A 25,819-nucleotide genomic window follows, 5' to 3' on the forward strand; every position below is an offset into this window, starting at 1 on the left:
GATCCTCTCCCGTCAGCGGAGAGGATCCCATTTTTTACCAGGAAGACTCATGACTCAAATCGATCGTCTGCTCGGGATTATGCAACGCCTGCGCGACCCGGAAACCGGCTGCCCGTGGGACAAAGAACAAACCTACGCCACCATTGCACCCTATACGCTGGAAGAGACGTACGAAGTGCTGGACGCTATCAACCGGGAAGATTTTGACGATCTGCGCGGTGAACTGGGCGATCTGCTGTTCCAGGTGGTGTTTTACGCGCAGATGGCGCAGGAAGAGGGACGCTTTGATTTTAACGATGTCTGCGCGGCGATTAGCGACAAACTGGAGCGCCGTCACCCGCATATTTTTGGCGACGCCATTGCCGGAAACAGCACGGAAGTGCTGGCGCGCTGGGAGCAAATCAAAACCGAAGAACGTGCTGAGAAAGCGCAGCTCTCGGCACTGGACGACATTCCCCACAGCCTGCCTGCGCTGATGCGCGCGCATAAAATCCAGAAACGCTGCTCCGGCGTTGGCTTTGACTGGACGTCGCTGGGCCCGGTGCTCGATAAGGTGTATGAAGAGATCGATGAAGTGATGGACGAAGCGAAACAGGCCGTTGTGGATGAGGCAAGACTGGAAGAAGAGGTCGGCGATTTACTGTTTGCTACGGTAAATCTGTCGCGCCATCTGGGGGTAAAAGCGGAAGTCGCGCTGCAAAAAGCGAACCTGAAATTTGAGCGTCGTTTCCGCGAGGTGGAGCGAATTGTCCGCGAGCGCGGGCTGGAAATGACCGGTGTGGATCTGGAAACAATGGAAAATGTCTGGCAACAGGTAAAACGCCAGGAACATGATCTTTAACGGAATTGTTCCAGTAAGCGCCATTTGTGTGATTTTTTAAATAACAAGCGCTTGATTTACGTCAAAAACATTTACCTGAAAGCGGCTATTTTCACACTCCTTATATCTGCCAGAACGCTTTGAGAAGCGCCTCTTCGACTTACTCGGGGCGCGTCAAGGCGGCAACTGAGAAAATCCCTGGGCGCATCGCCATGCCGTGCGTCCGGGATGGGCGAATGAAGCCAGGGCAGATGCGGCCTGAAGAACGAAGGAGAGGGAGAATGAAAGTTTGTGGCCTCAGCCATGATCGGGTATACTGCTTTCCCGTCCTGGTTATTCCATCGTCTTTTAAACCTAACTTCTCAGGTTCAGCATGACAACGAACTATATTTTTGTGACCGGCGGGGTCGTATCCTCTCTGGGTAAAGGCATTGCCGCAGCCTCCCTGGCAGCCATTCTCGAAGCTCGTGGCCTTAACGTCACTATGATGAAACTGGATCCGTATATTAACGTCGATCCGGGGACTATGAGCCCAATCCAGCATGGCGAAGTGTTCGTTACCGAAGATGGCGCTGAAACCGATCTTGATTTGGGTCACTACGAGCGCTTCATTCGCACCAAAATGACGCGTCGCAACAACTTCACCACCGGTCGCATTTACTCCGAGGTTCTGCGTAAAGAGCGTCGTGGCGACTATCTGGGCGCGACCGTACAGGTTATTCCGCACATCACTAACGCTATCAAAGAGCGCATCATTGAAGGTGGCGAAGGCCACGATGTCGCGCTGGTTGAAATCGGCGGTACTGTGGGTGATATCGAATCCCTGCCGTTCCTTGAAGCTATTCGTCAGATGGCTGTAGAAGTGGGCCGTGAGCGCACACTCTACATGCACCTGACGCTGGTGCCGTACATGGCCGCTTCGGGTGAAGTGAAAACCAAGCCGACACAGCACTCTGTGAAAGAGCTGCTTTCCATCGGTATTCAGCCGGATATCCTGATTTGTCGTTCCGATCGTGCCGTTCCTGCTAACGAACGTGCGAAAATTGCTTTGTTCTGTAACGTTCCAGAAAAAGCAGTGATTTCTCTGAAAGACGTCGATTCTATTTATAAAATCCCGGGCCTGTTGAAATCCCAGGGGCTGGACGATTATATTTGTAAACGATTCAGCTTGAACTGTCCGGAAGCAAACCTGGCCGAATGGGAACAGGTTATCTATGAAGAAGCGAATCCGTCAGGTGAAGTCACCATCGGTATGGTCGGCAAGTACATTGAACTGCCGGATGCCTACAAATCGGTGATCGAAGCGCTGAAGCATGGTGGTCTGAAAAACCGTGTCACCGTCAACATCAAGCTGATTGATTCGCAGGATGTTGAAACGCGCGGTGTGGAAATTCTGAAAGATCTGGATGCAATCCTCATCCCTGGCGGTTTCGGTTACCGCGGTGTGGAAGGCAAGATCGCCACCGCACGCTATGCGCGTGAAAACAATATTCCTTACCTGGGAATTTGCCTGGGTATGCAGGTTGCGTTGATTGAATTTGCACGTAACGTGGTCGGGATGGAGAACGCCAACTCCACGGAATTTGTGCCAGACTGTAAATACCCGGTTGTGGCGTTGATTACCGAGTGGCGTGATGAAGATGGCAACGTTGAGCAGCGTTCTGAGAAGAGCGATCTCGGCGGTACGATGCGCCTTGGTGCACAGCAGTGCCAGCTTGGCGATGACAGCCTGGTTCGCCAGCTTTACGGCGCATCGACTATCGTTGAACGCCATCGCCACCGTTACGAAGTCAACAATATGCTGTTGAAACAAATTGAAGCTGCGGGTCTGCGTGTTGCGGGCCGTTCCGGGGATGATCAGTTGGTCGAGATCATCGAGGTGCCGAATCATCCATGGTTCGTCGCCTGTCAGTTCCATCCGGAGTTTACTTCTACGCCGCGTGATGGACATCCGCTGTTTGCAGGCTTTGTGAAAGCCGCCAGCGAGCATCAAAAGCGTCAGGCGAAGTAAAAAAAGTTACAACGACAACGCGTACCTTTGGTACGCGTTGTTTGTCTGGAGTTTTAGTTTAACTTGTACTGAGGAAAACCTAATGTCCAAAATCGTTAAAGTCATCGGTCGTGAAATCATCGACTCCCGTGGTAACCCGACTGTTGAAGCCGAAGTACACCTGGAAGGTGGTTTCGTAGGTCTGGCGGCTGCGCCGTCAGGTGCTTCTACTGGTTCCCGCGAAGCGCTGGAACTGCGCGATGGCGACAAATCCCGTTTCATGGGTAAAGGCGTACTGAAAGCGGTTGGCGCGGTAAACGGCCCGATCGCTCAGGCAATCCTGGGTAAAGATGCAAAAGACCAGGCTGGCATCGATAAGATCATGATCGATCTGGACGGTACCGAAAACAAATCTAACTTCGGTGCAAACGCAATCCTGGCCGTGTCTCTGGCTGTTGCTAAAGCTGCTGCTGCTTCTAAAGGCCTGCCGCTGTACGCTCACATTGCTGAACTGAACGGCACCCCGGGCAAATACTCCATGCCGGTTCCGATGATGAACATCATCAACGGTGGTGAGCACGCTGATAACAACGTCGACATTCAGGAATTCATGATTCAGCCGGTTGGCGCGAAAAGCCTGAAAGAAGCTGTACGTATGGGTTCAGAAGTGTTCCATAACCTGGCAAAAGTTCTGAAATCCAAAGGCATGAACACTGCTGTTGGTGACGAAGGCGGCTACGCGCCGAACCTGGGTTCTAACGCCGAAGCACTGGCTGTTATCGCTGAAGCGGTAAAAGCTGCGGGCTACGAACTGGGCAAAGACATCACTCTGGCGATGGACTGCGCAGCGTCTGAATTCTACAAAGACGGTAAATACGTTCTGGCTGGCGAAGGCAACAAAGCGTTCACCTCCGAAGAGTTCACTCACTTCCTGGAAGATCTGACCAAACAGTATCCGATCGTTTCTATCGAAGATGGTCTGGACGAATCTGACTGGGCTGGCTTCGCATACCAGACCAAAGTACTGGGCGACAAAATCCAGCTGGTTGGTGACGATCTGTTCGTAACCAACACCAAGATCCTGAAAGAAGGCATCGAAAAAGGCATCGTTAACTCCATCCTGATCAAATTCAACCAGATCGGTTCTCTGACCGAAACTCTGGCTGCGATCAAAATGGCGAAAGACGCTGGCTACACCGCTGTCATCTCTCACCGTTCTGGCGAAACTGAAGACGCTACCATCGCTGACCTGGCTGTTGGTACCGCTGCTGGCCAGATCAAAACTGGTTCTATGAGCCGTTCTGACCGCGTTGCTAAATACAACCAGCTGATTCGTATCGAAGAAGCGCTGGGTGAACAAGCTCCGTTCAACGGTCGTAAAGAGATCAAAGGTCAGGCGTAATCGCTAAGCCTTGATGAAAAGAAAAATGCCAGTCATCTGACTGGCATTTTTTTTTGGCTATTTGAAATCTACTTCCATCTGCTGCGGGATTGTCAGCCCGCGCGTCGTTTGTACGCAACGGGCAATATAGTCCGTAAAGCGAGGCGGCTTCGGCATGCCCATACTCAGCAACTTATCGTTGCTGAAACGCACGTTGAGCATGGCGAACGCACCGTACAAACGCATCGCTTTCAGCATCAACCGCTCATTACAGGGGCCGAAAATACCCTTCAGCTCGCGGCGCATCTTCACCAGCGTCTCGTAACTGACCTGCGCGTATTTATCGCCCACCGGTGCTTTTTCCAGCGCTTGCGCCATGGCTTTATCGATATCAGCAAAACGCACGCTGTTCTCTTCACCGGCTGAAATATGCACCACTTCGCCCTGAGCGACCGGACCTTTAAGCAGCATCAGCAATGCATCGGCACAGTAATCGACCGGGATCACATCGACGCGATCTTCCAGCGAGCACATAAATTTCTGCAACATCAGCCCCATACTGAAGACCCAGAAAATACTGGTTGATGGCAGACATCCGTGATGCGTGTGCCCGACGACGATAGAAGGGCGGGCAATCACCAGCGGCATCTGCGGGCACTCCAGGCGCATCAGTTGCTCAATGGTCGATTTGGAGCGCGTATAGGCCACCAGATGCTCAGCATTCTCGTGAAACTCTGCGCTTTCCGGCACCAGTGAATCTGGTTCCGGCGTGCAGGACATCGCTGTGCCGACGTGAAGAAAGCGCTGCAAGCCCGCCACCTGCGACATTCTGCGGGCAAAGGCCAGCGTCCCTTCGACATTCACTTTCCAGACCAGCGGGTTATTGCCAAAAGAGGCAACAGCCGCGCAGTTCAGCACGTGAGTGACGCTTTCCAGTGCCGGATCGTTAATGAAGCCTTCCGGTTCGCCCAAATCCCCTGGCAGGATTTGCGAAGTATTAAGTGTGTTAAGTTCTGCATCCGTCAGACCAAACTTGCGCATGTTGCTTTTAACGCGCTCAAGTCCGGCCTCTTTGTCTTCTGCCCTTACCAACAGCAGTAAATTTATGGCTTCACTGCCGTGGAGGATTTTTTCCAATACCGCTCCACCCAGAAATCCCGTCACGCCCGTTATTAATAATGTATTCATGAGTGCTATCTCTCCAGCGTTGCTCGGGCGGATTGTAGGCACGGAAAGCTAAACGCCATATCAATAAAGCTGAGTGGGAAATGGGGGATTCTTAAGCTTGTTTTAAGGAAAGTACGAAAGGGGATTGGCGTTCGACAACGGCAGTGAACAATTAATTCCAGCACGAAACGTTAAAAAAATAACTAATTGATTTTGAATGCTTTATATTTTTATTGACAGCGTGAAATAGCGACGACAATTTGCGTCGAAGTGTAAGAAAAAACATAGATAGTTACATCATTTTTAGCTGTCACCAGTGGAGAAAAAGCGCAATACCGCGAAAGGCTATGAAGGTTAAGCCAGGATCTGCAATAATTAGCGTTTATTTCTGATCAGAGTTGACTATGCAGTACCCGATTAACGAGATGTTCCAGACCCTGCAAGGCGAGGGCTATTTTACCGGCGTTCCTGCCATTTTTATTCGTTTACAGGGATGCCCGGTTGGTTGCGCCTGGTGCGACACCAAACACACCTGGGATAAGCTTGCAGATCGGGAAGTGTCGCTGTTCAGCATCCTTGCGAAAACCAAAGAGAGTGATAAATGGGGCGCGGCCAGTAGTGAAGATCTGCTGGCGATTATTGCGCGCCAGGGCTGGACGGCGCGCCATGTGGTGATCACTGGCGGCGAACCCTGCATCCATGATTTGACGCCGCTCACCAGCCTGCTTGAGCTGAACGGTTTTAGCTGCCAGATCGAAACCAGCGGCACGCATGAAGTGCGCGCTTCCCATTCCACCTGGGTAACGGTATCGCCGAAGGTGAATATGCGCGGCGGCTACGATGTGCTGTTGTCGGCGCTGGAGCGTGCGGATGAAATTAAGCATCCGGTCGGGCGTATGCGTGATATCGAAGCGCTGGACGAGCTGCTGGCGCAGTTAACCGATGACAAGCCGCGGGTGATTGCCTTGCAGCCTATCAGCCAGAAAGAGGATGCAACCCGTCTGTGTATTGAAACCTGTATCGCCCGCAACTGGCGGCTCTCGATGCAGACACATAAATACCTGAACATTGCCTGATAAATCAGCCCGCCCTGGCGGGTTGTTTTTTCCGCGCAATATCTGATGAAGTTTTCACTGCGCTGCATATCACGTTTCAAAGCCCGTTCCGTCATTAATCATTCTCTGCGTTTATTAACAAGAAATAATTCAGGTTGATGGTGTCGGGCTATTATTCAGCAAATATGACGCGAATCGCCCGCAGTAAAGCCAAAACGTCCGGCGAACCGCTGGGGAGATTAAGCAGGATTTGATGGGATTTCTTGCAAGCCGCGCAGCGGGTTCTGCCAACGGCCATATGCTGGCCGTGGATGGCGGCTTCCTGACTCACTAACGGCTATCGGTCAGTCATCTCCGGGAAGAAATGACCGACTCGCTTATTCGCCGCGATAGACGCAACCTGCGGTACAGGTTTCTTTCACCATGACTGCGCTCAGCAGCGGCACAACCGGCTTCATCTGATCCCAGATCCACTTCGCCAGCACTTCGCTGGTCGGGTTTTCCAGGCCCGGGATCTCATTCAGATAGTAGTGATCCAGCCTGTCATACAACGGCTTAAACGCCGCTTTCAGTTCGGCGAAGTCCATGATCCAGCCGGTATAAGGATCCACCTCGCCGGTGATCTCCAGGCGCACCATAAAGGAGTGGCCATGCAGACGACCGCACTTATGCCCTTGCGGGACATGCGGTAAATGGTGAGCGGCTTCAAAGGTGAAATCTTTAAACAACGTGGTCGACATAATGCACTCTCAGACTGACAAAAAACCGCCGCATAGTAGCGGAAATGACCTTTTTTAGCATTAACTAAAATCGCTAAAAGTGTTTACGCGCTGAATACTACTAACCTGCATTTATTTTATTATTACAATTCAATAAGTTAATTAACCAGTTTTAGTGTTATTAACTATAGCTAAAACAGGTTAGTTCTTTTGGTTATTTATTATTTCCAACCTTTCTTTAATTGTTATTATCCCGCCGTTAACCTTAGTTTCACTTCGTTTTTTAAAATTATATCCCCTTATCGTTTTTGCGTTGTTGACCGCGAAAAAGTCTGTCTGCAAAACGAAGGGGAATTTTCGCTACTGGAACATGACAACGCATGACAACTCAGGCTCCACCTTCCGCGTTGCTGCCGCTAAACCCGGAGCAACTGGCGCGCCTTCAGGCCGCAACCACTGATTTGACGCCCACCCAGTTAGCCTGGGTTTCTGGTTATTTCTGGGGCGTACTGAACCAACAGCCCGCAACAGCAGTTACCGTACCGACATCTGCCGCAGAGATCCCGGCAATTACGCTAATTTCCGCGTCGCAAACCGGCAACGCTCGCCGCGTGGCGGAAGCGCTGCGCGACGATCTACTGGCAGCGAAACTTAACGTCAACCTGGTTAACGCCGGTGACTATAAGTTCAAACAGATCGCTAACGAAAAATTACTGGTGGTGGTGGCCTCCACTCAGGGCGAGGGCGAAGCGCCGGAAGAAGCTGTTGCGCTGCATAAGTTCCTGTTCTCGAAAAAAGCGCCAAAACTGGATGGCACAGCCTTTGCGGTGTTCGGCCTTGGCGATACTTCGTATGAATTCTTCTGCCAGGCGGGGAAAGACTTCGACAGCAAACTTGCTGAGCTGGGCGCGGAGCGCCTGCTGGATCGCGTTGACGCTGATGTCGAGTATCAGGCTGCGGCCGCCGAATGGCGTGCGCGCATTGTCGAAGTGTTGAAAGCTCGCGTACCGAAAGACTCTCCGGCGCAGGCGGCGGCGAGCGCGACGGGCGCGGTGAACGAGGTTTTCTCCAGCCCCTATACTAAAGAAGCGCCGTTGACGGCGAGTTTGTCCGTGAACCAAAAAATCACCGGTCGTCATTCCGAAAAAGATGTTCGCCATATCGAAATCGATCTCGGGGATTCAGGGCTGCGCTACCAGCCGGGTGACGCGCTGGGCGTCTGGTATCAGAACGATCCGGCCCTGGTGAAAGAACTGGTGGAACTGCTGTGGTTGAAAGGCGATGAGCCGGTTACGGTTGACGGCAAAACACAGCCGCTCGCTGAAGCGTTGCAGTGGCACTTCGAGCTGACGGTCAACACCGCCAACATCGTGGAAAATTACGCCACGCTGACGCGCAGCGAAACGTTGTTGCCGCTGGTGGGTGATAAAGCCCGGTTGCAGCACTATGCTGCGACAACGCCGATTGTTGATATGGTGCGTTTCTCCCCGGCACAGCTTGATGCGCAAGCGCTGATTGGTCTGCTGCGTCCGCTGACGCCGCGGCTCTATTCCATTGCCTCTTCGCAGGCGGAAGTGGAAAACGAAGTGCATATCACCGTCGGCGTGGTGCGTTACGAAGTGGAAGGGCGTGCGCGTGCGGGTGGTGCTTCCAGTTTCCTTGCGGATCGCGTGGAAGAAGAGGGCGAAGTGCGGGTGTTCATTGAGCACAACGATAACTTCCGCCTGCCAGCCAACCCGGAAACGCCGGTGATTATGATTGGCCCGGGCACGGGCATTGCGCCGTTCCGCGCCTTTATTCAACAACGCGCGGCCGATGAAGCGCCGGGTAAAAACTGGCTGTTCTTTGGCAACCCACACTTCACCGAAGATTTCCTCTATCAGGTGGAGTGGCAGCGTTACGTTAAAGAGGGCGTGCTGAATCGCATTGATTTGGCCTGGTCCCGCGATCAAAAAGAAAAAGTCTACGTACAAGACAAACTGCGCGAACAGGGCGCAGAACTGTGGCGCTGGATCAATGACGGTGCGCACATTTATGTCTGCGGCGACGCCAATCGCATGGCGAAAGATGTCGAGCAGGCTTTACTGGACGTGATTGCCGAATTCGGTGGCATGGATACCGAAGCGGCGGATGAATTTTTAAGTGAGCTGCGCGTTGAGCGCCGTTATCAGCGAGATGTCTACTAATGAGTGAAAAACATCCCGGCCCACTGGTGGTCGAAGGTAAACTGGCCGACGCCGAGCGTCTGAAGCTCGAAAGCAACTATCTGCGTGGCACGATTGCAGAAGATCTGCACGACGGCCTGACCGGCGGTTTCAACGGCGATAACTTCCTGCTGATCCGTTTTCACGGCATGTATCAGCAGGACGACCGCGATATTCGTGCCGAACGCGCCGAGCAGAAGCTGGAGCCGCGCCACGCGATGATGCTGCGCTGCCGTTTGCCGGGCGGCATCATTACACCGAAACAGTGGCTGTCGATCGATAAATTTGCCGACGATAAGACGATCTACGGCAGCATTCGCCTGACCAATCGCCAGACGTTCCAGTTCCACGGCATTCTGAAAAAGAACGTCAAACCGGCACACCAGATGCTGCACGAAGTTGGTCTGGACGCGCTGGCGACCGCCAACGACGTTAACCGTAATGTGCTGTGTACGTCGAACCCGGTTGAGTCGGAACTGCATGCAGAAGCCTACGAGTGGGCGAAAAAGCTCTCCGAACATCTGTTGCCGCGCACTCGCGCTTATGCGGAGATCTGGCACGACGCCGAGAAAGTGGCGACTACGGACGAAGAGCCTATCTTGGGGAAAACTTACCTGCCGCGTAAGTTCAAAACCACGGTGGTCATTCCGCCGCAGAACGACGTGGATCTGCACGCCAACGACATGAACTTTGTGGCGGTCGCGGAAAACGGCAAGCTGGTCGGTTTTAACCTGCTGGTGGGCGGTGGGCTTTCCATTGAACATGGCAATAAGAAAACCTACGCCCGCACCGCGAGCGAGTTTGGTTATCTGCCGCTGGAACATACGCTGGCGGTGGCGGAAGCAGTGGTGACGACCCAGCGCGACTGGGGTAACCGTACTGACCGTAAAAACGCCAAAACCAAATACACGCTGGAACGCGTTGGCGTCGACACCTTCAAAGCGGAAGTGGAACGCCGCGCGGGGATCAAATTCGAACCGATTCGCCCGTACGAATTCACCGGTCGCGGCGATCGCATTGGCTGGGTGAAAGGTATCGATAATAAATGGCACCTGACGCTGTTTATTGAAAATGGCCGTATTCTGGATTATCCGGGCCGTCCGCTGAAAACCGGCCTGCTGGAAATTGCTAAGATCCATAAAGGCGACTTCCGTTTAACGGCGAACCAGAATCTGATTGTGGCCGGCGTGCCGGAAAGCCAGAAAGCGAAAATCGAAAAACTGGCGCGCAGTCACGGCTTAATGGATGCGGTGAAACCGCAGCGTGAAAATTCTATGGCCTGCGTGTCGTTCCCGACCTGCCCGCTGGCCATGGCCGAAGCCGAACGTTTCCTGCCTTCATTTGTGGATAAAGTGGAAGCGGTGATGGAGAAACATGGCGTTGGCGACGATCATATCGTGCTGCGCGTCACGGGTTGCCCGAACGGCTGCGGCCGCGCGATGCTGGCGGAAGTGGGTCTGGTCGGTAAAGCGCCGGGCCGCTACAACCTGCATCTTGGCGGTAACCGCATCGGGACGCGTATTCCGCGTATGTTCCGGGAAAATATCACCGAAACGGAAATTCTGGCGACGCTTGATGAACTGGTCGCACGCTGGGCAAGCGAGCGCGAAGAGGGTGAAGGCTTTGGCGATTTCACCATTCGTGCCGGGATCGTCCGTCCGGTACTCGATCCGGCGCGCGATTTCTGGGAATAATGCATAATACCGGATGGCGGCGTAAACGCGTTATCCGGCCTGGGGTTGGCGTAATTTGTAGGCCTGATAAGTGAAGTGCCATCAGGTAATAAACACGGTGAGGAACTTATGTCCAGACTCGATCTGAATGCGCTGAATGAACTGCCGAAAGTTGAACGTGTGCTTCAGCTTGCTGAAACCAATGCGCAACTCGAAAAGCTGAACGCCGAAGAGCGCGTCGGCTGGGCGCTGGAAAACCTGCCGGGCGAGTATGTGCTCTCCTCCAGCTTCGGTATCCAGGCGGCAGTAAGCCTGCATCTGGTCAACCAGGTTCAGCCGAACATTCCGGTGATCCTGACTGATACCGGCTACCTGTTTCCGGAAACCTACCAGTTTATTGACGAGCTGACGGACAAGCTCAAGCTGAACCTGAAAGTATTCCGGGCAGAGCAAAGCCCGGCGTGGCAGGAAGCGCGTTACGGTAAGTTATGGGAACAGGGCGTTGAAGGCATTGAAAAATACAATGAAATCAACAAAGTTGAACCTATGAATCGCGCTCTTGCCGAGCTGAACGCGCAAACCTGGTTTGCCGGTCTGCGCCGTGAACAATCCGGCAGCCGCGCCAATCTGCCGGTGCTGGCTATCCAGCGCGGCGTATTTAAAGTGCTGCCGATTATCGACTGGGACAACCGCACGGTATATCAGTACCTGCAAAAGCACGGCCTGAATTATCACCCGCTGTGGGATCAGGGTTATCTGTCCGTAGGCGACACGCACACCACCCGCAAATGGGAGCCGGGCATGGCGGAAGAAGAGACGCGCTTCTTCGGGTTGAAACGCGAATGCGGGCTGCACGAAGGCTGACAGAGCAGCATCAAACTTTGAAACACAATGAGGCAGGGAGGAATCCCTGCCTTTTTTATAGTTAAACACAGTCACCTAACAACAGGAGCATTGTGATGAAGATTGCGTTTCTGGGGCTTGGCACCATGGGGTTGCCAATGGCCGCGAATCTAATCAAAGCCGGTTATCAGGTTCAGGGCTGGAACCGCTCTGCCGGGCCGCGCGAGAAACTGGCATCGCTGGGCGCCACCGCAGCGGAAACGGCCGCAGAAGCGGTGAGGGATGCTGATGTGGTTATTTCCATTCTGGCGGACGATAACGCCACGCGCAGCGTCGTGCTGGAGGGCAATGTGCTGGCAACGCTGAAACCCGGGGCTATCCACCTGAATATGGCGACTATCTCTGTCGATCTGGCGGTAGAACTGGCGCAACTGCACCAGGCGCGTAATATCGGTTATCTTGCCGCGCCGGTACTGGGGCGGGTAAATGTTGCCGAAGCGGGGCAGTTAAATATTCTGGCGGCTGGCGACAGCGCGCTGCTGGCAAAGGTGCAGCCGCTGCTGGATGTGCTCGGTCAGAAGACCTGGTATCTTGGTGCGCGGCCGGAGCAGGCGAATGCCGCGAAGCTGGCGGTCAACTTTATGATCGCCAGCGCCATTGGCACGATGGGGGAGGCGGTTGCGCTGGTGCAGGGGCATGAGGTCAGTAAAACCGATTTCATTGATTTAATCACCTCCACGCTGTTTGCCGCGCCGGTCTATAAAGGTTACGGCCAGGCGATTGCCAGCGATACCTTCGAGCCAGCCGGGTTTAAGCTGGCACTGGGGTTGAAAGATGTGCGTCTGGCGCAGGATGCCGCCGAGCGAGTGAATGTGCCAATGGCGATTGCCGGTACGCTGCGCGCAGCGCATGTCGAAAGCCTGGCCCATGATGAAGGGCATCTGGACTGGGCCGCGCTGGCGCGTACCGCCGCCCGCCGCGCCGGACAACTTTAGCAAACCTGCCGGATGGCAGCTCCGCCTTATCCGGCTTACACCACAGCCAACAATGTAAACCCGGTAAGCGCCATAGCCTCCGGGTATTTCCCTGTAGCGACACCTTTCTTACGATGAATAAAAAAGCTGAAGCGATGGGGTTGAGTCCCCGCTGAAATCGGCGAGCCGGAGGGCAGATGACAAGGTCTGGACGCCCTGGATGGCGTCCAGAGGCGAACCGAGCCATGGAGGGCGAGTTGAGCCGACTGCAGGCAGATGACCGGGAGGTGAGCGTAGTGCGTAGCACCGATTTCCTGCGGGGCCGCGGGGATTGATAAGGGGAGCGCGGTAAGCGCCCCTTATCCCGTTCACCGCATAAAGGTTTACAGAAACTCCCGCACGCATGGTGAACGGAATAATTCCACAATAATCTCAAAACGCCCGGAGGCACGATTGCCGGATGGCGGCTCCGCCTTATCTGGCCAGCGCCACAGCCAACAATGTAAGCCGGTAAGCGCCAACGCCACCGGGCAATCCCTCCCGTTTTAGTGCATTCCTTGCACTAAAATTGTGCATTATCTGCTCAGTGAACCACAGCCCTTCCAGACCTCCGTTTCGCCCGTAAAAAATAAACATTAATAAATCAAAGTATTAACAAAAATTTCAAAAATATGACCGAACCAATACCTAATTGGTTCGGTAATTGCTTAGTTATAAGGGCGACACATCGCGGATTAAATAATTAACTTCATGTAATTAAAGAAAAAGATAACGCGAAATACGGATGAACCAATATGGAAAAACCGTCACGCTATCTGGCAAATTCCAGTACGGCGCTTGAACAACTTCGTGGGCTTATTCACCAACATGAGTCAACACCAGGGACTCCACTGCCCACGGAACGTGAACTGGCGGAACGCTTAGGCGTCGGGCGACGAGAAGTACGCCGCGCTCTGGACGTACTGGAGGAAGAGGGGCGGATCTGGCGTAAGCAGGGTAAAGGCACGTTTATTGGCCCCGCTGCACCGGTCGCGCCGCTGGCACTCCAGGGACTGGTGCAACAAACCAATATGCTGGAAGTGATGGAAGCGCGCTTGCAGGTTGAGCCGGGACTTGCGCGGCTGGCGGCACTTCGCGCCAACCCGGAAAACCTGGCGCTGATGCAGCGCATGCTGGAACGCATCGATAACGTCAATCCGGACGATCCGGATCTTAATGAGCTATGGGACAGCGCTTTTCACCGGGCCATCGCTGAAGCGGCGGGAAACCGTTTGATGCTCGGTCTTTTTGACGCCATTGACGCCGTGCGTCGCGAACCCGCCTGGCATCATCTGCGGGAGCTGGCGCGTACTCCGGCGAAGGTCGATCGTTATAACGATCACCACCACCGCATTATGCACGCCATCCGGCAGCGTCAGCCGCAGGAGGCCTTCCTGGCGATGCGTGAACATCTGCTCGACCTGCAACATGCCCTGATCCAGGCCATTCATCTCGAGGACGATACGCCATGACCACTATTCCTTTTCACGATCCCGCGCCCGTCCTGCGTCTGCACAACCTGAAGGTCCAGTTCGCCGGTAGCCCGGTTAGCGTACTGGACGGTATTTCGCTGACCATAAAAAGCGGGGAAACACTGGCGCTGGTGGGGGAATCTGGCTGCGGTAAAAGCATTACCTCGCTGGCGTTGATGGGGCTGTTGCCCAACAGCGCGCAGATCCTCAGCGGCGAAATGCAGTTTCGTAGCCACAATCTGCGCCTGCTTTCGCCGAGGGAATATGCGGATCTGCGCGGTAATGAACTGGCAATGATTTTTCAGGAGCCGATGACCTCGCTGAACCCCTCGTTCACCCTTGGCGATCAACTGAGTGAAACGGTGATGCGCCACCAGCATGTCTCCCGCCAGGCCGCGCGGGATATCGCGCTGCAGATCCTCGAAAAGGTACAAATCCCGGCGGCGGAGATGCGCCTGAAAGCGTACCCGCACCAGCTTTCCGGCGGTATGCGCCAGCGCGTGATGATTGCCATGGCACTGATTAACAACCCGCGTCTGCTGATTGCCGACGAACCGACAACCGCGCTGGATGTCACTATTCAGGCGCAGATCCTGGCTCTGCTCAACACTCTGAAAGCCGACACCGGCACGGCAGTATTGATGATCACCCACGATCTTGGCGTGGTGGCGGAAGTCGCCCAGCAAGTCGCCGTAATGTACGCCGGGCAAGTGGTCGAGCAGGGCAGCGTGGAGGCGATTTTTGCCGATCCGCAGCATCCGTACACCATCGGCCTGATGGGCTCGATTCCCTCGCTGGGCGCACGCAAAGGCCAGCTTTCCACCATTCCCGGCGCCGTACCGTTACCGGAAGCGATGCCAAAAGGCTGCCGTTTCGCCACGCGCTGCCCGTTTGCGCAGAGCCGCTGCCACGCGGAAAAACCGCCGCTACAGCCGCTGGGCCGCGGTCATCAGGCGGCCTGTTTCCGCGTGCCCCTTGAACAACATATTGCGCTGGGAGAAACCGCATGAGCACACCGATCCTTGAGGCCCACGATCTCAGCAAACGCTTTGTCGGCGCGACGCGCCTGTTCGCGCCAAAACGCTTTGTCACGGCAGTCGATCGCATTTCGCTCGCCGTTTACCCCGGTGAAACGCTGGCGATTGTGGGCGAGTCCGGTTCCGGTAAATCGACGCTGGGCCGCCTGCTGTTACGTCTGTTGACGGCGTCCGAAGGGCGCGTTTACTACCAGGGCGAAGAGATCACTCACGCCAGCGGTGCGCGGTTAAACCAGTTGCGCCGCGAACTGCAAATTATCTTTCAGGATCCCTTCGCCTCGCTGAACCCGCGCATGACCGTGGAGCAGATCGTCGGTGAACCGCTGTGGCTGCATCTGAAAATGGGCAAAGCGGATCGCCAGGCGCGCGTCGCCGAACTGCTCTCGACCGTTGGTTTGCCTGCGGCCTGGGCGCGGCGTTTCCCGCATGAATTCTCCGGTGGCCAGCGCCAGCGTATTGGCATTGCCCGCGCGCTGGCTTCCGGGCCGAAGTTGCTGCTGGGCGATGAACCGGTGTCCGCGCTGGATGTCTCGGTGCAGGCGCAGGTGGTGAACCTGCTGGAAAACCTGAAGCAGCAACTTGGGCTGACAATGATCATCGTCGCACACGGGCTGGCGGTGATCCGCCATATGAGCGATCGCGTGGCGGTGATGTACCTCGGGCAGATCGTCGAAATGGCGACCGTCGATGAGATCTTCGATGCGCCGCTACACCCGTACACGCAGGCGCTGATCGCCTCTGCGCCGCAAACCCAGCCCGGCCTCAAGCGTGAAATGCCGCTGTTGCAGGGGGATTTACCCAATCCGGCCAGCCCGCCGCAGGGCTGTCGTTTTCACACCCGTTGCCCGCACGTCACCGATGAGTGTCGGCAACGCGAACCGATCGCTCAGGTACTTGAAGGCGGCCGCCAGGTCTCCTGCCATCGCTGGCAGGAGCTCAACCGTGACCGCACGATCATCCAGATTGCTCCACCCTCCGCCGCGTTCCTGCGACGCCGTGCTCTGTTCGAACACGCGGCCTCTCACTCATCCCTTTAAAGGAAAAAAATAATGATTGTGCGTAATTCTCTTTTGACCGTTCTGGGAAGTGTTATGTTGCTGGGCGCGGCGCTGCCGGCCCAGGCTGAAAGTGTGCTGCGTATTGGTTTAGGCGCGGATCCGGACATGCTCGATCCGCACCTGGCGCGCACCTACTATGGCCGCTTTGTCTTCGCCTCACTGTGCGATCGGCTGGTGGACGTCGATGAAAACCTGAAAGTGGTGCCGGGTCTGGCGAAAGAGTGGTCGTGGAGCGAAGACGGCAAAACTCTGACCATGAACCTGCGTGAGGGTGTGACGTTCCACGATGGCGAGAAATTTGACGCTGCCGCCGCGAAATTCAGCCTCGATCGCGCCCTGACATTGCCTGGCTCGCTGCGCAAAAGCGAGATCTCCTCGGTAGAATCCGTGGAAGTGACCGGGCCGATGCAAATCACCCTGCATCTGAAAACGCCGGATTCGGCGCTGCTGATGCAGCTTACCGATCGCGCAGGCGCGATGCTGGCGCCAGAAGCAGCGAAAAAACCTGACTTCGCCGCGCATCCGGTCTGCTCCGGACCATACAAGTTTGACAGCCGCGTCTCGCAGGATCGCATTGTACTTTCGCGCTTTGACAACTACTGGAACAAAGGCGCTTACCACTTCGACAAAGTGATTTATCTGCCGATCCCGGATGCCTCGGTGCGTCTGGCGAACCTGCGCGCGGGCGATCTGGATCTGAGCGAAGGCATTGTGCCAAGCGATGTGAAAACGGTGGAGAACGACGGCAAATTAAAACTGGCGAAGGTAACCGGGCTGGGGTATCAGGGCATCACCTTTAACATCAACAACGGCAAAGTCCCGGCTAACGATCCGTTTAAAGATGCGCGCGTGCGCGAAGCATTCTCGCAGGCAATTGACCGCGAGGCGTTAAACCAGGTGGTATTCGAAGGCCTCTTCACACCGGCGAACCAGGCGTTCTCACCGGTCAGCCCGTATCACATTAACCTACCGGTGCCGCCGCGCGATGTCGAAAAAGCCAAAGCGCTGCTGAAAGCGGCAGGCGTGCAGACACCGATCACCGTTTCGTTGCTGGTGCCGAATAACCCGACTTCGCAGCAGGTGGCGCAGGTATTACAGGCGATGACCGCCGAAGCCGGTTTTAACGTCAATCTGCAAATGACCGAATTCGCCACGCTGCTGGATCGCCAGCAAAACGGCGACTTCCAGCTCAGCTACTCCGGCTGGTCTGGCCGCCCGGATCCAGACGGCAGCATCTTCGGCTTTATTCACAGCAAAGGCACCCTCAACGATGGCCGCTACAGCAATGCGCAGGTCGATGACTGGCTGACCCAGGCGCGTCTGCATAACGATCCGGCTACCCGTAAAGGGCTGTATGAGAACGTTGTTAAACAATTGCAAACGGATATGCCGATTGCGTATCTCTACTTCGAGCCGCGCATTTTTGGGCTGAATAAAAAAGTAGAGGGCTTTAAACCTTACCCGGATGGCATTGTGCGCCTGGCAGGTATGACGTTCGCGAAGTAACGGAGTTGTAAGGAGATACCATGCTGGAATTGATATGCAAACGCCTGCTGCTCGCCATCCCGACGTTGCTGATGGTCAGTATGATGGTCTTCGGGTTGCAAAAGCTGCTGCCCGGCGATCCGCTGACGGCCATGCTCGGGGAAGAGCGCGATCCGGCAGTGATCGCCCAGCTACGCGCGGAGCTGAATCTGGATGCGCCGATCCCGGTGCAATATTTCCACTGGCTTACCCGCGCCTTGCAGGGGGATCTTGGCGTCTCCTTACGCACTCAGGAGACGGTGACGCATCTGATCGCCACCAAACTGCCCGTTACGCTGGAGATGTCTTTGCTGGCGATGATCTTCGCGCTGCTGTTCGGCATCAGCATGGGGATTATGGCGGCAGTGAACCGGAATAGCTGGATCGATCACGGCACTAACTTTGTCGCCATCTCCGGCATCTCGGTGCCGCACTTCTGGCTGGGGATTTTGTTGATCCTGATTTTCTCCGTCAATCTGCAATGGCTGCCCGCGTCGGGCTTTGTCCCCTTCAGCGAAGATCCGCTGCAGAACCTGCGCACCTTGCTGTTGCCTTCTCTGGTGCTTGGCACCGGGCTGGCGGCCACCTTAATGCGCCACACCCGCGCATCCATGATTGCTGTTCTGAAAGCAGATTACATCCGTACCGCCAGGGCAAAGGGTTTGCTGCCGAAAACGGTGATCATGAAGCACGCATTTCGTAATGCGCTGGTGCCGGTGATCACCCTGACCACGTTGCTGTTTGGTGAACTGCTGGGCGGCGCGGTGCTGACCGAGCAGGTATTTACCATTCCCGGCTTTGGCAAAATGATTGTCGATTCCGTGTTTAACCGTGATTACGCGGTGGTGCAGGGCGTGGTGCTGGTGGTGGCGATTGGCTTCCTGTTGCTCAACCTGTTGGCCGATGTGCTGTACGTGCTGATTAACCCGAAAATGCGGAGCGAATAATGGCAGAACTGACCACTACGGGCGTGGTGGCGTCGCTGCCGCGTACGGAAAACCGGGTACTGAAGAAATTCCTCGCCAACAAAAGTGCGGTGATTGGCGCGGTGATTGTCGGCATCTTTGTGCTGATCGCTTTGCTGGCGCCGTGGATCGCACCGTTCGATCCGGTAAAAGCGAACTTTCTGGCGGTACGTAAACCCCCCTCTGAGCTGTACTGGTTCGGCACCGACGAACTGGGGCGCGATATTCTGTCGCGTATGGTCTGGGGGGCGCGCACCTCGTTGCTGGCCGGTTGTATCTCAGTGCTGATTGCGGTGGTGATTGGCGTGCCGCTTGGCCTGCTGGCCGGTTATTTCCAGGGGATCTGGGATGGCGTGATTTCACGCTTTATCGAAGCGCTGCTGGCCTGTCCGTTTTTGATCATGGCGATCGCCCTCGGCGCGTTTCTTGGCCCAAGCCTGAGTAATGCAATGATCGCCATTGGCCTGTCGGCGATGCCGATCTTCGCCCGTCTGACGCGCGGCCAGGTGATCGCCATTCGCAACGAAGAGTATATCGACGGGGCGCGGGCGATTGGCCTGCCGGATCGCTGGATAATCCTGCGCTATGTGCTGCCCAATGTGATGTCGCCGATCCTCGTTCAGGCGACGCTGGCGATTGCCTCGGCGATCATCACCGAAGCCAGCCTCTCTTTTCTCGGCCTCGGCCAGCAGCCGCCGTATCCCTCCTGGGGCGCGATGCTGAATACCGCCAAAGGTTTTCTGGAGCAGGCGCCCTGGATGTCTGTTTTCCCCGGTGTGGCGATTTTTCTCACCGTACAGGGATTTAATTTACTCGGCGACGGGCTGCGCGATGCGCTCGATCCACGCCACGACTAAGGAGTCTCGATGACGAAAGCGATTGATTTTAAAGTAGGTTATGCCTCATACCGCGCACCGATGATGGGACACAACGCAGTAGCCACCTCCCAGCCGCTGGCGGCGCAGGCCGGCATGCGCATGCTGGCGCTCGGGGGGAACGCGGTGGATGCGGCGATTGCCACGGCGATGGCGTTGACGGTAGTGGAGCCAACCGGCTGCGGCATTGGTAGCGATGCGTTTGCCATTGTCTGGGATGGCAAAGAACTGCACGGTTTGAATGCGTCCGGTCGCTCACCGGCAAGCTGGAATGCGGATATGTTTGCCGGTCTTGATGCGGTGCCGGAGCTCGGCTGGAATGCCGTTACCGTACCGGGCGCGGTTTCCGGCTGGGTGGCGCTGGCCGAACGTTTCGGTTCGCTGCCGCTGACCACGCTGGCGCAGCCGGCGATCGAGTATGCCCGTAACGGTTTTCCTGTTTCGCCGCTGATTGGTGAGCTCTGGCAGCGCGGCTATAACAGGTTAAAAGATCAACCGGGTTTTAGCGCCTGTTTTGCGCCGGAAGGGCGCGCGCCGAAGATCGGCGAAATCTTCCGTAACCCGGCGCAGGCGAAAACGCTGGAGTTGATTGCGCAGACCAATGGCGAAGCGTTTTATCGCGGTGAACTGGCACAGAAAATCGCCGCTTTCGCGAAAGAGCATGGGGCGCACCTGAGCGAAGCGGATCTGGCAAACCATAAAGCCGACTGGGTTCCGCTGCTCTCGAAGGCGTTTGCCGGTGGTTCAGTACAGGAGCTGCCACCGAACGGGCAGGGGATTGCGACGCTGATTGCGCTCGGCATTCTTGAGCACTGCGATATTGGCCGCTATGACCCGGATTCGGTGCAGTCGCTGCATCTGTCGATTGAAGCGATGAAGCTGGCGCTGGCCGATCTCGATCGTTACGTCGCTGATACCGATCATCTGGAATTCGCCGCCGACTTGCTGCTCAGCGACGACTATTTAAAAGCCCGCGCGGCGTTGATCGACCCGGATAAGGCCTCCGATTTTGTTTACGGTTCGCCGACGCAAAGCGGCACGGTGTACCTCTCCACGGCGGATGCCAGCGGTATGATGGTGTCGTTTATTCAGTCCAACTATATGGGCTTTGGTTCCGGCGTTGTGGTGCCCGAAACGGGTATCAGCCTGCAAAACCGCGGCTGTGGTTTTGTGCTCGATCCGCAACACCCGAATGCGCTGGCGGGCGGCAAGCGTCCGTTGCATACCATTATCCCTGGCTTTGCGATGGGAGCAGACGGCAAACCGCTGATGTCTTTCGGCGTAATGGGCGGGCCGATGCAGGCGCAAGGCCATATGCAGATGGCGCTGCGTATTATGCTGCACGGGCAGAACCCACAGGCGGCGATCGATGCGCCGCGCTGGCGCGTGGTGAAGGGCAGGGACGTGGTGGTGGAAGCTACGTTTGAACGCAATCTGATTGCCGGGCTGCGCGCGCGGGGACACCGGATTACGGTGGAAGATCCGCTGGAAGGCTATCATTTCGGTGGCGCGCAGGTGATCTATCGCCTGCCGGAAGGGCACTACGTTGCGGCGACTGAAAGCCGCAAAGATGGACAAGCGTTAGTCAGTTAAAGGGCATCATGCCGGATGGTGCCTGGCTTATCCGGCCTGTGATTCTCTTCGATCTTCAGACCGTAGGCCCGGTAAGCATCGCGCCACCGGGCAGAACCTCGCGGTAAATAAAAAGGCCGGATAGCGCTTCGCTTACCCGGCCTGCAAAACTACAACCCTTGCGTTAATCGAGCGTAAACGGATCGGCATCCTGCCAGGCCGGGAACTGCGCACGATACTCCTGCAATGCGCTGAGCGACATTTCGGCGTCGATGCGGGTTGCCAGGTGCGGCTCGGCGGTGGCGATAATCTCGCCCTGCGGGCTGATCACCCGGCTGTCGCCACGGTAGTGATGACCATTGCCGTCAGTGCCGACGCGGTTGCAGCCCGCCACCCACGCCTGGTTTTCAATGGCGCGCGCCACCAGCAGCGACTGCCAGTGCAGCGAGCGCGGCGCAGGCCAGTTAGCAACATAGAGCAGCAGATCGTAATCGTTGCGGTTGCGCGACCACACCGGGAAACGCAGGTCGTAGCAAACCAGCGGCAGGATGCGCCAGCCGCGCCACTCAAATACCACGCGCTCATTCCCTGCTTCGTAGTGATGGTGCTCTTCGGCCATACGGAACAGATGGCGCTTATCGTAAAAATGCACTTTGCCTTCTGGCTCAATCAGCAGAAAACGGTTTACCGGCCCGCGGTCGGTTTGCAGCGCGGCGCTGCCCGCAATCAGCGCATTGGTCTGGCGGGCTTTACTTTGCATCCATGCCACTACCTCGTCCTGCGACATGGACTGTTTTGCCGCTTCCATCGCAAAGCCGGTAGTGAACATTTCGGGCAGGACGATGACATCCCGGCCGGTAACGCCCTCCAGCTGGATGTCGAAATGGCGCAGATTCGCGGGCCCATCCATCCAGACTAACGGTTGTTGTAACAGTGTAATTTTCAAACCAGGCACAGTGTTGACTCCCCGTAAGACAGCATTTGCACACTGTAGCATGCAAAGACAGAAAAAAACCCGCAGTTGCGGGTTTTGGTAAGGGAAGAATGCTTTCAGGCGATTACCGCATCAGGCCGCTTCCGGTTTACGCAGCTTTTCCGGCGCCTTGACCACCGGCTGAGTTGCCAGTGCCTCTGGCGCAAAGTCATCAACGTTGATGCTGCGCAGGCGGCTGACTTCCGCTTTGCTCAGCAGCGCCGCTTCTTCCGCAGTAATCAACCCGCTTGCCAGCGCCTGCTGGGCGAGATCGTTGAGGCGGGTAAACGGCAGGTTTTTGCCCAGCGCTTTGCAGATGCGTTGGTGAACCGGATCGGCCGCCATCACATCGACCAGCGCCTCTTCCAGCAGGCCCACCGGGTTGTGCTCGCTCGGCGTCAGATACTGACCGCGCCCGATGCGGGAGCGGGTGGCGCTCGGCGTTTGCAGAATCTTCGCCACTTTGTGGTCCAGCTTATCCGACGGCGCGCGGTAATGGCGACCGGTCGGGAAAATCACCAGGCTTAATGCGCCCGCGACGAAGCGGTTCGGGAAGTTCTCCAGCAGATCGCTCATCGCCTGTTCCGCCTGATACAGCGCGTCCTGAACGCCCCAGTGGACCAGCGGCAGATCCGCTTCCTGACGGCCTTCATCGTCATAACGTTTCAGCGCTGCAGAGGCGAGGAACAGCTGGCTGAGAATATCCCCCAGACGGGCGGAGATACGCTCGCGGCGTTTCAGGCTGCCGCCCAGCACTGCCATTGAGACATCAGACAGCAGCGCAAGGTTGGCGCTCAGGCGGTTCAGATGCTGGTAGTAACGTTTGGTGGCGTCGCGGGTCGGCGTGGCGCTGGTTAAACCGCGCGTCAGGCCAAGCCACAGGCTGCGCATTTTATTACTGCCGACATGGCCGATGTGTTTAAACAGCAGTTTATCGAAAGCGTCCACATCATTATTCTGCGCGGCGGCCATCTCTTCCAGCACATACGGATGGCAGCGGATCGCGCCCTGGCCGAAGATCATCATGCTGCGGGTCAGGATGTTCGCGCCTTCGACGGTAATGGCAATCGGCGCGCCCTGGTAGGCACGAGCCAGGAAGTTGCCTTCACCGAGCATAATGCCTTTACCGCCGGCAATATCCATCGCATCAATAATGGATTGCTGGCCGCGATGGGTGCAGTGATATTTCACGATAGCGGAAAGCACCGCTGGTTTTTCGCCGAGCATAATGCCGTAGGTGATGAGCGAGGCGGCTGCATCCATCACATAAGCGTTACCGCCGATGCGCGCCAGCGGCTCTTCGATACCTTCCATTTTGCCGATTGGCACTTTGAACTGGCGGCGAATATGGGCGTAAGCACCAATCCCCATCGCGACAGATTTCAGGCCGCCGGTAGAGTTAGACGGCAGGGTAATACCGCGACCAACCGACAGACATTCCACCAGCATACGCCAGCCCTGACCGGCCATTTTTGGCCCGCCAATAATGTAATCAATTGGCACAAAGATATCGTCGCCGCGGGTTGGCCCGTTCTGGAACGGAACGTTCAGCGGGAAGTGACGACGGCCAATTTCCACGCCAGGCGTTGATGTTGGGATCAGTGCACAGGTGATACCCAGCTCTTCTTCGCCGCCCAGCAGTTTTTCCGGATCCGAAAGTTTAAAAGCCAGGCCGAGTACGGTGGCAATCGGCGCCAGCGTGATATAGCGTTTGTTCCAGCTCAGACGCATGCCGAGTACCTGCTCGCCCTGCCATTCGCCCATGCAGACTACGCCGGTATCGGGGATTGCGCCCGCATCGGAACCCGCTTCCGGGCTGGTCAGCGCAAAGCAGGGGATCTCCAGGCCACGCGCCAGGCGCGGCAGATAATGATTTTTTTGCTCTTCCGTGCCGTAGTGTTGCAGCAGTTCGCCAGGGCCTAAAGAGTTCGGCACGCCGACGGTGATGGCAAGAATACCTGAGACGCCGGAGAGTTTTTGCAACACGCGGGACTGCGCATAAGCAGAGAATTCCAGCCCGCCGTACTCTTTCTTGATGATCATCGCGAAGAAGCGGTGTTCTTTTAAGAACGCCCACAGCTCCGGCGGCAGATCGGCCATTTCATGGGTGATCTGGAAATCGTTCGCCATGCGGCAGGCTTCTTCCACCGGGCCGTCGATAAAGGCTTGTTCTTCCGCGGTCAGGCGCGGCTGCGGATAGTTGTGCAGCTTTTTCCAGTCCGGGTTACCGCGGAACAGATCGCCTTCCCACCAGGTCGTGCCCGCGTCGATCGCTTCTTTCTCGGTACGCGACATCGGCGGCATCACTTTGCGGAAACCGCGAAATACCGGCGCGGAAATCAGTGCCTTGCGCATCGGCGGCAGGTTGAACGGCACCAGAATGATCGCCAGCGGCAGCAGCACCCAGATGGACCACAGCCCCATAACGCCCAGCGCGGCAGTCCACGCCAGTAAAATCACGCTGCTCAGGAGCAGATTGACCCGGTGATAAAACAGCACACCGAGGAGAACGATTGTTGCGATAAGGCTCAAAATCATCATAGAAAAAAGCTCCCTGTCTTGTAGGAGGTCTGACCACTTGTGATGTTATGGTTGTAGTGGATGAGATTTCTTTTAGCAATGTGTTTACAAAATAATTACAACCTGGTTCACATTGTTGGGGGGATTTTGCGCACGGAAAACGAAAACGCGCAGGTGCTGTGGCTTTAGCTTCTCGCTCCGGATCCTATCCGGTACACTGCGCAGTGTTATTTACATCTATGCTGAAGGATATCCTCATGTACCAGGATCTGATTCGTAACGAACTGAATGAAGCGGCGGAAACGCTGGCGAATTTCTTGAAAGATGAAGCCAATATTCACGCGATTCAGCGCGCGGCGGTGCTGTTGGCGGACAGTTTCAAAGCGGGTGGTAAAGTGTTGTCCTGCGGTAACGGCGGCTCTCACTGCGATGCCATGCATTTTGCGGAAGAGTTAACCGGTCGCTACCGTGAAAACCGTCCTGGCTATCCGGCGATTGCTATCTCCGACGTCAGCCATCTCTCCTGCGTAAGCAACGACTTCGGTTATGACTACGTCTTCTCCCGCTATGTGGAAGCCGTGGGCCGTGAAGGCGACGTACTGCTGGGTATTTCCACTTCTGGCAACTCCGGCAACGTGATCAAAGCGGTAGCGGCAGCGCGTGAGAAGGGGATGAAAGTCATCACCCTGACCGGTAAAGATGGTGGCAAGATGGCGGGTACAGCGGATGTTGAAATTCGTGTACCGCATTTCGGTTATGCTGATCGTATTCAGGAGATCCATATCAAAGTGATTCATATCCTGATTCAGCTGATTGAAAAAGAGATGGTTAAGGCTTAAGGACGGCTATTTTATTTGCCATTTTGAACCTGGGCAGTGCTCAAAATCCTCCCGTACTTCGTGTACGCTCCGGTTTTTCCGCGCTGTCCGTGTTCAAACTGGCTGCAACAATTACGCCT

Annotated in this window: 20 protein-coding genes and 1 pseudogene; 17 read left to right on the plus strand and 4 right to left on the minus strand. The window is 55.9% G+C overall.

All coding sequences use genetic code 11. The features are described from left to right. Nucleotides 1-49 precede the first annotated feature (49 nt). From mazG to eno, 3 genes are all read left to right on the plus strand, one after another. Nucleotides 50-841 (plus strand): nucleoside triphosphate pyrophosphohydrolase, encoded by a 792-nt coding sequence (gene mazG / locus DK872_RS24470; RefSeq protein ID WP_071920244.1) that lies wholly within the window; start codon nucleotides 50-52, stop codon nucleotides 839-841. Nucleotides 842-1,193: 352 nt separating this feature from the next. After that, nucleotides 1,194-2,831: a glutamine hydrolyzing CTP synthase gene (gene pyrG, locus DK872_RS24475; protein WP_090397545.1), complete on the plus strand. Its 1,638-nt coding sequence runs from the start codon at nucleotides 1,194-1,196 to the stop codon at nucleotides 2,829-2,831. Nucleotides 2,832-2,913: 82 nt separating this feature from the next. Next, entirely contained in the window at nucleotides 2,914-4,212 is a 1,299-nt protein-coding gene (gene eno / locus DK872_RS24480) for a phosphopyruvate hydratase (RefSeq protein ID WP_007373292.1), read from the plus strand. A 57-nt stretch (nucleotides 4,213-4,269) separates the two neighbouring features. On the opposite strand, the gene DK872_RS24485 is transcribed toward eno, so the two are convergent. Then, nucleotides 4,270-5,379, minus strand: coding sequence for an SDR family oxidoreductase (locus DK872_RS24485; RefSeq protein WP_035889478.1), 1,110 nt, complete (start codon nucleotides 5,377-5,379; stop codon nucleotides 4,270-4,272). A gap of 383 nt (nucleotides 5,380-5,762) precedes the next feature. Between DK872_RS24485 and queE the strand changes: the two genes are divergently transcribed. Continuing rightward, a complete protein-coding gene (queE, locus tag DK872_RS24490; RefSeq protein WP_007373294.1) occupies nucleotides 5,763-6,434 on the plus strand; it encodes a 7-carboxy-7-deazaguanine synthase QueE in 672 nt (223 codons plus the stop codon). Between the two features lie 198 nt (nucleotides 6,435-6,632). Beyond that, a pseudogene (locus tag DK872_RS27680) lies at nucleotides 6,633-6,747 on the plus strand (oxidoreductase); the annotation flags it as partial. A gap of 43 nt (nucleotides 6,748-6,790) precedes the next feature. On the opposite strand, the gene queD reads toward DK872_RS27680, so the two are convergent. After that, the gene (queD, locus tag DK872_RS24495; RefSeq protein WP_007373296.1) at nucleotides 6,791-7,153 is read right to left on the minus strand and encodes a 6-carboxytetrahydropterin synthase QueD; all 363 of its coding nucleotides are present in this window, start codon (nucleotides 7,151-7,153) and stop codon (nucleotides 6,791-6,793) included. A gap of 359 nt (nucleotides 7,154-7,512) precedes the next feature. Here queD and cysJ point away from each other — a divergent pair, with 359 nt between their 5' ends. The 11 genes from cysJ (at nucleotide 7,513) to DK872_RS24550 (ending at nucleotide 21,389) form a co-directional block, all read left to right on the plus strand. Beyond that, the gene (gene cysJ / locus DK872_RS24500; RefSeq protein ID WP_071920245.1) at nucleotides 7,513-9,318 is read left to right on the plus strand and encodes an NADPH-dependent assimilatory sulfite reductase flavoprotein subunit; all 1,806 of its coding nucleotides are present in this window, start codon (nucleotides 7,513-7,515) and stop codon (nucleotides 9,316-9,318) included. Next, a complete protein-coding gene (gene cysI / locus DK872_RS24505; RefSeq protein WP_007373299.1) occupies nucleotides 9,318-11,030 on the plus strand; it encodes an assimilatory sulfite reductase (NADPH) hemoprotein subunit in 1,713 nt (570 codons plus the stop codon). Before cysJ ends, cysI begins: the two co-directional genes overlap by 1 nt. 108 nt (nucleotides 11,031-11,138) lie before the next feature. Then, nucleotides 11,139-11,873 (plus strand): phosphoadenosine phosphosulfate reductase, encoded by a 735-nt coding sequence (cysH, locus tag DK872_RS24510; protein ID WP_007373300.1) that lies wholly within the window; start codon nucleotides 11,139-11,141, stop codon nucleotides 11,871-11,873. 95 nt (nucleotides 11,874-11,968) lie between these two features. After that, the gene (locus DK872_RS24515; protein ID WP_035889476.1) at nucleotides 11,969-12,847 is read left to right on the plus strand and encodes an NAD(P)-dependent oxidoreductase; all 879 of its coding nucleotides are present in this window, start codon (nucleotides 11,969-11,971) and stop codon (nucleotides 12,845-12,847) included. Nucleotides 12,848-13,620: 773 nt separating this feature from the next. Next, nucleotides 13,621-14,337: a FadR/GntR family transcriptional regulator gene (locus DK872_RS24520; RefSeq protein ID WP_007373303.1), complete on the plus strand. Its 717-nt coding sequence runs from the start codon at nucleotides 13,621-13,623 to the stop codon at nucleotides 14,335-14,337. Next, nucleotides 14,334-15,347 carry an ABC transporter ATP-binding protein gene (locus tag DK872_RS24525; RefSeq protein WP_007373304.1) on the plus strand — a complete coding sequence of 338 codons (1,014 nt, stop codon included), beginning with the start codon at nucleotides 14,334-14,336 and terminating at the stop codon, nucleotides 15,345-15,347. Before DK872_RS24520 ends, DK872_RS24525 begins: the two co-directional genes overlap by 4 nt. Beyond that, nucleotides 15,344-16,411 (plus strand): ABC transporter ATP-binding protein, encoded by a 1,068-nt coding sequence (locus DK872_RS24530; protein ID WP_071920246.1) that lies wholly within the window; start codon nucleotides 15,344-15,346, stop codon nucleotides 16,409-16,411. The genes DK872_RS24525 and DK872_RS24530 overlap by 4 nt, the downstream gene beginning before the upstream one ends. 12 nt (nucleotides 16,412-16,423) lie before the next feature. Then, complete coding sequence (locus DK872_RS24535; protein ID WP_007373306.1) at nucleotides 16,424-17,938, plus strand: ABC transporter substrate-binding protein; 1,515 nt, start codon at nucleotides 16,424-16,426, stop codon at nucleotides 17,936-17,938. 20 nt (nucleotides 17,939-17,958) lie between these two features. Next, complete coding sequence (locus DK872_RS24540; protein ID WP_007373307.1) at nucleotides 17,959-18,903, plus strand: ABC transporter permease; 945 nt, start codon at nucleotides 17,959-17,961, stop codon at nucleotides 18,901-18,903. Then, on the plus strand, nucleotides 18,903-19,778 hold the full coding sequence (locus tag DK872_RS24545) for an ABC transporter permease (protein ID WP_079516918.1): 876 nt from the start codon (nucleotides 18,903-18,905) through the stop codon (nucleotides 19,776-19,778). Before DK872_RS24540 ends, DK872_RS24545 begins: the two co-directional genes overlap by 1 nt. Nucleotides 19,779-19,787: 9 nt before the next feature. Then, a complete protein-coding gene (locus DK872_RS24550) occupies nucleotides 19,788-21,389 on the plus strand; it encodes a gamma-glutamyltransferase family protein (RefSeq protein WP_035889473.1) in 1,602 nt (533 codons plus the stop codon). Between the two features lie 163 nt (nucleotides 21,390-21,552). On the opposite strand, the gene DK872_RS24555 is transcribed toward DK872_RS24550, so the two are convergent. Further along, nucleotides 21,553-22,323: an amidohydrolase gene (locus DK872_RS24555; RefSeq protein ID WP_007373310.1), complete on the minus strand. Its 771-nt coding sequence runs from the start codon at nucleotides 22,321-22,323 to the stop codon at nucleotides 21,553-21,555. A gap of 111 nt (nucleotides 22,324-22,434) precedes the next feature. After that, entirely contained in the window at nucleotides 22,435-24,882 is a 2,448-nt protein-coding gene (fadE, locus tag DK872_RS24560; protein WP_079516917.1) for an acyl-CoA dehydrogenase FadE, read from the minus strand. A gap of 236 nt (nucleotides 24,883-25,118) precedes the next feature. Here fadE and lpcA point away from each other — a divergent pair, with 236 nt between their 5' ends. Then, nucleotides 25,119-25,700 carry a D-sedoheptulose 7-phosphate isomerase gene (gene lpcA / locus DK872_RS24565; RefSeq protein WP_007373312.1) on the plus strand — a complete coding sequence of 194 codons (582 nt, stop codon included), beginning with the start codon at nucleotides 25,119-25,121 and terminating at the stop codon, nucleotides 25,698-25,700. Nucleotides 25,701-25,819: the final 119 nt, after the last annotated feature.

The organism is Kosakonia sp. MH5 (genome assembly GCF_009935945.1).
In the GTDB taxonomy this organism is placed as follows: domain Bacteria; phylum Pseudomonadota; class Gammaproteobacteria; order Enterobacterales; family Enterobacteriaceae; genus Kosakonia; species Kosakonia radicincitans.